Raw genomic sequence first — 9,492 nt, 5'->3', positions numbered from 1 at the left:
GTTAGAATTTTTGACCCAGGAAATTCCCAGCCAATCTGACCAACCTATTGAAATCATTACCACCGGCCATAGTTTAGGCGGAGCATTATCTCCAGTAATGGCATTATGGCTGTACGAAAATCAAGCAACTTGGAACCCTACTGGTAAACAAATCACCGTCAATACCCAATTTTCTGCCGGAGCAACTCCAGGGGATCAAACCTTTTCTGATTACTACGGAAATACGCAGCCAGGTCTCAATCAAAGCAGCCGACTATGGAATAGTTTGGATATTGTTCCCCATGCTTGGAATATTGAGCAATTACAGCAGATTACTACCCTGTATGAATCTTGTAATATTCCTAAATCTTCGAGAATTGCACTATTAGTTAATAGTCAAATTCAGAAAGTGAAAAACTGCAATTATCTCGCCTTAAATCCCAGCACTTTTGCCATGAAAGGTGAATGTGGCGTTTTTTCTCAACCGCAAACAACTCCCCTGAAGCAATTTCTGCAAGAAGCCTATTTTCAGCATATCCAAGCTTATTTCAATCTTCTGGAAATTGACTGGCCGCTGACAGAAAATGTGGCTAATGCTCTCACGCTAACGGATCAAGATTTAGATGATATTGCCACTAAGTTAAGCTAATTATTCTATACTACGAACAGATTACCAAGCTTTAGGCTGAAATTGAGGATCGTTTAAAATAATTACATTGTCTCCTGACTGAGCTAAGACAAATAATCCTTGACGATAAGCATAAAGAGCAATATCGTCGGGGACAACCATTCCGGCTACCGCTCCTAATGCTTTCAGATTCTGGTAACGAGGCATTAATCTTTTGAATTTTTCTAGTCGCTCTAAATGTTCGTCAACATCGCTTTGAGTCAGTTTACTTTTCACTTCAATTAAGACGGCTTCGGTATTATTAACTACTAATAAATCTATTTCGAGTCCCCCTTCGGGGCGTTGGGCTGACACTCCTGAGTATAATTCATGAACATCAAGCCCTCTTTCTTTAAATAATCTTACCGCGGCGGGACGAATTTGCCATTCGACAAATTCTCCCAAGCGATTTCCGAGTTTTCCTAGCTGTTTATCAACTCTCTGGCTTTGCTCTTTTAAAAGTCTTTCTGTTTCTTGAAAACGGCGATCGCTTTCTTGACGTTGTTCTCGCATTAAACGTTCTGTTTCTTGAAAACGGCGATCAGTTTCTTTTTGAGCTTCGACTAATTCCCCTAATAAACGCCAGACATCATCAGCGGTTGTGGCCATCAGATTTTCCCCTTAGATTTTTATTTCAATTATTATTCTACCAAGCTTTAGTCCGACATTGTGTGCTTAGGATTTCTTGGTCTTAAAATTATTTTTTTGAGACTTTCTTCTGGCTTGTGACAACTAGGTTAAATAAAGTCAACATTCCCACTGGATAAATTTGTAGAAGAACAAAGAAGAGGATTAATTGCCTAAGAAGGGCAATGTAAAGATTGGTTAAATTTTTTACATCGGCCACTTGACAGGGGGGGGATTGTGTATTCCGTTATTATCAACTATTGGAGTTATCGCAGGCAATAGGGAAAAAAAGCTTAAGCTTTGTGGGAATTTGCCGCACCCTACTTATCCTTAACAATAGGTTTACTGCTATAAGTTTTGACCCAACAGGAACTAATTTCCTGTTCAATCGTTCTTAATAAATGAATCCTCAATTGAGTCACGTTTGTTATTGAAGATAATCGATGATTCAATTACCCAGGATTGTTCAATATCTGCTCAATATAGCAGGTGACAAGGGGAAAAAAGCTTAAGCTTTGTGGGAATTTGCCGCCTCCTAGTTGTCCTAGCTGCCTTGGCGGTTGCCAAGTAGAGAAAAGCCAGATTATTTAATTTCAACTCAATCCGTATTAGGAGAATTTTTGTCATGGCTGCGCTTGCAAATATGAATCTTATTGGCGTTCCTCATGCCGTTGAATTAATCAGCGGTATCGGCGTTGGTTTTAATTGTTTTACTGGCAAGCAGATGACGAATGCTTTGGCAGCCAATCCAACAATTCAAAACTTAGGCACTAATTCCCAAAGTTTTTTTAAGATTTGTTATTCGGCTGAAGATTTTAATAATACCGTTACCAATTCCTTAGGCGTTTCGGCGCAGATTAGCTTAAAAAAAGCCAGCAATGATTCCAGTTCTGGTTCCGATTCTAGTTCTGGTTCCGATTCTGGTTCTGGTTCTGGTTCCAGTTCCGATTCTAGTTCTACCTTTAGCGACCCTTCAGTAAGTTCAACTCTGAGCCTATCTAATGCCTTGTCTATCAATGATACTTCCGTCAGTGTTATTGTTTATGCACGGGTTGAGAACATTCATCAGGCGCTGAGTCAATGCCAGTTAAACAGTAGCATTACTGTACCGACAACGCCAAGTGAATGCTTGAACTTTTATCAACAGTATGGCGATAGTTTTGTGTCTGAATTGACGGAAGGGGCGGAGTATGTGGCAGTTTTTGTTTTTTCTTGCCAAACCAAAGAAGACCAGCGCAGTTTACAGGCGGCATTGACAGCACAGGTGACAGTGAATGTTTGTGATCATATTTCGCCAACGCTGGGCGCTAATTTGACTGCTGGCTTAACAGAAACGCTGAACAATACCACCGTGCGTTGTCAGATTTATCAATCTTTAGTTGGTAGCAGCGCTAGTTTGCCGACCTTTGCCAATAGTTCAGATGTGAGTCAATTTGTCTCTAATATAGTTTCAACTGCACAAAACTTGAACGCCAATACGCCAGTGGTGTTTGATTTTGCGGTAACTGGCTATGAAACCCTGTTTGGCAGCAGTTTAAGCGCCTCGTTTATGAATATTGCGGCTAACCGACAGATTTATCTTGATTGTATTGCTCCGACCCTGACAAGTTTAGGGTATCTTGCCAGCAAATATCAGTGGATTGCTACTGCGTATCAGGCTTATAAATATAGCGGCGATACCACGTTTAGCACCAACCAAAAGCAGTTAAATAGCGATATAAGTAACGTCAATAGCTGGATTAGCAGTATTGCGGCGAACCCAACACAAACGCCGAGCATTGCTAGTTCAATTAATCCGCCACTGAGTTTAATGAACGGCATACCGGTATTTAATTATTTAGTACCGACGCAACCGCTGTTTGGGGATACCAGTAACGAGCCGTTTCAGGATATTGATGTCGGCTCTGAGGTGAGTACCTCGAGCAGCACCAGTACCAGCACAACAGCGCTAAATGCAGGGATTAATGGCTCAATTTATGGTCATAACAGCCCAACCGCTTCGGGTACTTATTCGCAAGCCACCAGCCAAACTACGGGCATAGCGACGGCGATATCGAATATTCCGGTGCTTTATATGATTACCGTTTGGGGCAATAACAATGTCGCCCAGTTTTATGCCTCTTACAACACACTAAACTATACTCATCCATTTGCTCATGGTGCTGCTAATGTGTCTTCATGTAGTGGCGCAACCCTGTTTTTAACTGCTACTAATCAGGATGATGGTGTCGATAGCTTGAAGAATCAGGTGTATATCGACAAGATGAGCGGTCAAATCTCCAACGGCGTGATTACTCAGTTGAGTTTTACCGACAGTGCTAGTCACAGCATCACCCAACCGACAAGCACCAGTGGTAGCAGTTTTAGCTGGAGTTTGCCAGCAGCAGCGACGCTGATTGGCTTTCAGGGTTATTGCAACAGCAGTAATCTCCTCGGCTTGCAGCCAATTTGCATTATCGTACAGCCAGCAAAATGGTTAGCGCCATCGATTGAGACGCAACCGTTTGTCAATACGCTGCCAGTCAGCACCTTGGGCGTGGGCTATAATTCTTTTCTTGGCAGTGCTTTGCCGAATTCCGCACTAAACAGCAGCGCCTGTACCAGCGTTGACCAGGGGGCGCAAAGCGAAGTCATTATGAAAATTTGCGCCAGTCGCCAGTCATTATCGGAAACTTTGAGCAAAACCAGGGGATTTTCCATTGGCATACCAGGCTTTAAATTGAGTCACACCAAAACCAAAACCAAAACCATCCAAGTAACCGATACCGATGTGACGCTGGTGCTGATTACCCGTGTGGTGACATCGAGTCCGGTTTATACGCAATGCAACCTATCTCCCACGTTGGCTAATTTAACCACAGAGCAATTGTTCACTGAATATGGCGATTCATTTGTCTGCGCTACGGTTAACGGCGGATTGTATGTGGCGGTATTTGTGTTTCAATGCGATAGTAGCGCCGTACAGGAAACGGTGCAAAAAACCCTGAGTGCCAGTGCGTCGATTAAATCGGCCTCTCTCGATGCCAGTTTAAGTTCCGATGTGAGCAATGCCCAAAGTTCCAAAGGTGTTAATCTGATCTGTTACCAACAGGTTATCGGTAGCAGTAGTTTCTCTTTACCAAGTATGACTGGCAATGCCGAAACCGATGCGGAGGCTTTGGTGCAGACGGCCAGCCAGTTTTCTGCCAGCCATGTAGATACGCCTTGGCTGCTGTCATTTACCACGATGGGCTATGAAGGGCTGTTACCCGCCTCGGCTTTGAGCAGCTTCCAACCGATAGTTACCAACCGCCAGACTTATCAACTACAAGTCGCGCCTACTCTGACGCAGCTTTATGGCATTTGGTCTGAGATTGAGAACATCCTCCAGATTTATACGACTTACAATTACTACGCAGACCCTAATATTGGCTTTCCCATCAGGGGACAGCAACAAATGGTCTATAACGCGATCCAAGAATTGACCGCCTGGCTGACGGATGTTGCCGCCAATCCGCAACAGGCCGCTACCTCCCCTACTGACGGTTCCTGCGATCCCCTTGACATTATTGCCAAAGGGACTCCCAGCCTTAATTACAGCATAACCATCACCCCCTGTAACAGCAGCAGCAATCGATTATCGCCGCTGTGGGGCAACAATAATTCGGTGTCCTTTCAGGATATTTGCGCCGGACAGCCATTTTTCAACAGTAATACAGCCTTTAATGGCAATTATCCAGCGAACAGTACGCCGACACCACTTTGTTTAAAAGACTTGCCCAAGATCGCTGCTGTTCAGTTACATGGCGGCGATTATGTTGATCAGCTATCAACCATTTACAGTTATCAGGCTGGGGCCCAAACCTTTAGCCATGGCGGAAGTGGTGGCGGACCTTGTTTTAATCTGAATCTAGCCGTTGATGAATTTATCAGCAGCGTTAGTGGGACTTGCGGCGATTATATCAATCAACTCACATTCCAAACCACAAGCTCCCAAGACTATACGTTCCCGCTATCACCCTCCAGCACTGGTAACACAATTAGCTGGACTGCGGCAGATAATCAAATTTTGCTAGGTTTTCAAGGTTCCTCCGGCGATTATCTCAATCAGTTGCAATTGATTGTCCTGAGTCTCAGTCCAGCCAAATGGGCAGCCCCCCTACTGGATGACCTCTCCTCCCCCTTGCCTTGTCTTCCCATCACAACCGTGGGAATTGGCTTTAACAGCTTTAGCAACAGCGCTATGCCCAATGGTGCCTTGGATTTATCATCCCTGACTATCGGCGATCAAAACGCTACTGGCAAGCAGTGGTATCAAGTCTGTTCCTCTGGTGAAAGTTTGTCAAAGACGCTGAAATATGCGATCGGCGGCGGTGCTGACGATGATTCCTTCCATCGTAAAGTTACGCGCACGGCGAAGGTGAGCAATCTATCCGTAACGGTGGTGATCTATGCCTCCCATGAAAAAACCAGCCCGATCATTAATGGCACACCGCAATTAAGCAGCAGCGCACAAAGCTTGTTTAGCAGTTCACCGACGCAGTTTTATAGTGCCTATGGCGATAGCTATGTCTCTTCGGCAGTGTTGGGTATGGAATATATTGCCCTGTTTGTTTTTGAGTGCAGCACTGTTTCGGAACAGCAATCAGTCCTCAACAGTTTAAGTGCTCAGGGAGTGGTGCCAAGTGATCCGCCCATCACTTTAAGCGCTAATCTTGCCAAAAATATTACTCAGGCGGTGTCTTCACTAACCCTTGATTTCTACGCTTACCAGGTGATACGCGGCAGTGATACGCCCCTGCCCAATCCATTTAACAGCACCGGCAGTTCCAGCAGTTCCAGCAGTTCCAGCCAAGGCGCAGCACCGTTAATGAAGGCCTTGAATCCTGAAATCAGTAAGTTATCCCTTCCCTACGCCACCAGCAGCACCTCGACCAGCGATCCTGCTAACAGCGTCACTGTAACCAATGTAATCCAAAGTCTCCTGGCATTTGCCAATGGCTTGAGTGCCAATAACGTTACTGGTTCAGGCATCGCCCTCAGTTATACCACCGCTGGTTATGAGAATCTGGTTAGTGAAACCAGTAACTGGCAATTTCTCGCCAGTAATCGCCCAGTCGCTGATGCCATTAACAGCTATCTGGGTACTCTGGCCACTATCAATAACCAGATGCAGATTGTTGACGATTTGTATCAACGTTATAACTACACTGGCGATGCCACTTTTGCCGCAAACTGTGGGCAGTTGAAAAGTGATTATCAGGCGTTGCGATCGCAACAGATTAGTTTGTTTCAAAATCCGTTTACTGCCTCCTCCTACCCAACACAACCTCAAAGTATTACTAATGGTGTACCTACGGCTAACTGGTCAATCGTTACCGGACCAATCTGGGGTAATGATGCAAGCGCCGATTTCTGGGATATTAACAGTTCAATCGCGATCGGCTGCGAAACCATCAATGGCGGTACTGTAACCACAGCAACGAGCAGCAACAACAGCAGTAACCCGACACCACTCCGGTTGGGCCAACTACCGCTGTTGATTTCTGTTTCGATTTGGGGTGGTGATTATGTCAACCAAATTGGCACAACTTACCAATCCCTCAACGGGACCCAACAGTTTGCCCACGGACAAGGCACGGTGAATGCCTGGCCAGCACTCAACTTGAGCAAAGGAGAATTTATTACCGAAATCACTGTCATCTATGGTGATTATGTGAACGCAGTTCAATTCAGCACCAACTATGGCCAAACCTCCTTGCTTGCACCTGCCAGTTGTGATTCAGCTTCCGTTGCCACTTGGAGTGTTCCTGGGAACTGCACTCTCATCGGCTTTCAAGGCAGCAGCGGCGATTATCTGAATCAATTGCAACCGGTGTGTCTGAGTTTTTCGCCTGCTACTTGGTCGTCCGTATCTGTATCTGTCGACGAGATTCTTTTTCCATACACTCAATGTATCGCGGCAATGACTTTTCGTTCTGTTGAGGGTGTAACAAATGAATTGGATAACTATAATTTTTTCGTCTCTGCTTACCAAAGTGGCATCTCAGTTGGTCAATTTTCACCGAATCCAACCCCGCCAGATTATGTTTTACAAGTGGTGAGTAATCTTGATAATAATGGTAGCGGTACCACGGCTCTTGAGTTTCTGTTTGATCAGGGCAACCCTGGGTTTACCCCACCCTACTATTTCGTTTCCGGATCTTACGCTGGCAATATTTGGCTCAACAGCATTACTCCCGCTACTACTGGGCAATTTACAAGCAGTAATGTTACGACTCAGATCTCTGAACAAAGTGAACCCGATGCAGCAATTGCCGGACTTTTTTATTATGCCGTCACAAGCTATCTCTATGTAGCAGCGTCTAATGGCAACCTCTACTGGTATTCAGTCGGTTGGGCTAACGGCGTACCGAGCTTGTCTTATGTGGGTTCAAACAAATCTTATACGGCGGAAGCTCCAGTATCTCTGACCTTTTTCCCTGCGAACACGCTAACTAATTACGATTGTGTGCTACTCGGCGGCATATCAGAGGCCACGGGGGTTATCTTCAATGCTAAGAACCCATCTTCAACTCCTACCCTTTACGGGTATTTAGAGCAATATTGCAAGCCGATGGTGTATTCATCTGCTGTTTGTCAAGGAGCAAATGGTCTTTATTTTGCCACACTTTCGGGTAATTTACACTATCAGCCCTATAGTGGTTTCAATGCTTCGTTAGCTCCTATTTGGACAGTACCCAGTGGACAGGTCATTTTATCTTTAGCCTATTCACCAAACACCAATAATGTAGCTCCGGGAAATTATCCAGATGGAGCAATCTTTATTGCCACGGCTCCGTCCAACCCCTCTAATTCCTCTATGGGCAGTATCTGGGTTGTTGATGTCAGTAATAATACGGTGGGCAATGCCGCCCAACAGGATGCAACTATCTCAGGGTCCCCTTGGGCGATCATTGCTGATGCCAATCTGAATTATATGTGTGCAACTGGTTCAGGTGGTGTTTTCCTGAGTACCTTGGCAACTGATAATCCACAATCAAAGATGTTAGTCCCCAATGTAGGGTCTCCTATTGCATCGGATTCCTCTTCCTCGCTCACTGTTGTTACCGGTGCCGCCTTGGATTTTACACCATGAGATTCTGACACCACATGATGAATGTCTATTGTCAGGCATAATCAGTGGAGTGTTTGGGTTTCGTTCCTCAACCCAACCTACGAAACTAACCAGTACTAATTTCTTGCTCGATCGTCATTCATAAATAAGTCATCAATTTAGTTGAATTTTGCTCAAGGAGACATCAACTATGACTCAATTACCCGGAATTATTCAAAGTGCGCCCAATCAATCTTTGGGGTTTGATGCTGATTCTGTAATTACCAAAGCTACCGCCCAAAAATTTGCCAGTCAGGGTTACAAATTTTGTCTCCGTTATCTTTCCTTGGGTGCAGGAGAAGCACCGGGGGATTTAACCTACGAAGAAGCTCTTAGCATTTTACAAGGAGGACTGGCGTTAATGCCTGTGCAGCACGTTTCTTCCCCTGGTTGGGTTCCTTCCGCCCAATTGGGAACAACCTACGGCGATAATGCGGCAAATAATGCAATTTCAGTGGGTTTTCCCAGGAAAGTAAATGTTTGGTTAGATCTGGAAGGAATTAGTTCTGAAGTTTCAGCCGAAGCGGTAATTCAATACTGCACAAGTTGGTATAATGCTGTCGCAGGCGCGGGTTATTTACCCGGGTTATATGTGGGGGCTAATTCGATTTTGAATAGTCAGCAACTCTATGATTTGCCTTTTCAACATTATTGGCAATCAGAAAGTACCGTTCCCCCGGTGGCGGTTCGTAGTTATCAAATGGTACAGTCTTACGTTGGTGAACCAGTTAATGGCATTGGCATTGACCAAGATATTACCTACATTGATAAGGAAGGCGGTGTGCCTCAATGGTTAATTTTAACCTAAGTTTAATCTTTGGATAATTGACTTGACGGGCAGGTATCTATACATTGATGTTATGCCCTATACTATATAGGGTTTGCTGAAAAAGCTTTTCCTGGGGGCAGGGTGTGGGGTGTGGGGTGTGAGGTTTTACCAGTTTTGAGGTGGTCAACTACCTAATTTTCAGGGAAAAAGTACCTGAATTTTCCCCCGATCCCCGCAATGGCTGGCACTTTTTGAGGGGAAAAAAGTCCAAAAGTCTTATCCAACAAGGTTTTTAGATTTATTCAGCAGACCCTA

4 protein-coding genes are annotated in these 9,492 nt (G+C 44.8%); 3 read left to right on the top strand and 1 reads right to left on the bottom strand.

All coding sequences use genetic code 11. The features are described from left to right. The coding region (locus O9332_RS26740; protein WP_288028086.1) for a lipase family protein at window positions 1-628 on the top strand (628 nt) is incomplete at its 5' end. 21 nt (window positions 629-649) lie between these two features. On the opposite strand, the gene O9332_RS26735 is transcribed toward O9332_RS26740, so the two are convergent. Next, window positions 650-1,255: a hypothetical protein gene (locus tag O9332_RS26735; RefSeq protein WP_002759942.1), complete on the bottom strand. Its 606-nt coding sequence runs from the start codon at window positions 1,253-1,255 to the stop codon at window positions 650-652. Window positions 1,256-1,898: 643 nt separating this feature from the next. Here O9332_RS26735 and O9332_RS26730 point away from each other — a divergent pair. Together O9332_RS26730 and O9332_RS26725 are read left to right on the top strand one after the other, a co-directional pair. Then, window positions 1,899-8,390 carry a jacalin-like lectin gene (locus O9332_RS26730; protein WP_288028084.1) on the top strand — a complete coding sequence of 2,164 codons (6,492 nt, stop codon included), beginning with the start codon at window positions 1,899-1,901 and terminating at the stop codon, window positions 8,388-8,390. 169 nt (window positions 8,391-8,559) lie between these two features. Beyond that, entirely contained in the window at window positions 8,560-9,216 is a 657-nt protein-coding gene (locus O9332_RS26725) for a DUF1906 domain-containing protein (RefSeq protein WP_002759945.1), read from the top strand. Window positions 9,217-9,492 lie beyond the last annotated feature (276 nt).

This window comes from Microcystis sp. LE19-10.1B (assembly GCF_027530565.1).
Lineage (GTDB): Bacteria > Cyanobacteriota > Cyanobacteriia > Cyanobacteriales > Microcystaceae > Microcystis > Microcystis aeruginosa.
The sequence above is the reverse complement of the archived record's forward strand: the minus strand, read 5'-3'. Positions and strand labels throughout refer to the sequence as shown.

Excerpts from the sequence above, each read along its gene's own strand:
- O9332_RS26735 (WP_002759942.1), bottom strand. The coding sequence starts at position 1,255 with ATGGCCACAACCGCTGATGATGTCTGGCGTTTATTAGGGGAATTAGTC.
- O9332_RS26730 (WP_288028084.1), top strand. The coding sequence starts at position 1,899 with ATGGCTGCGCTTGCAAATATGAATCTTATTGGCGTTCCTCATGCCGTT.
- O9332_RS26725 (WP_002759945.1), top strand. The coding sequence starts at position 8,560 with ATGACTCAATTACCCGGAATTATTCAAAGTGCGCCCAATCAATCTTTG.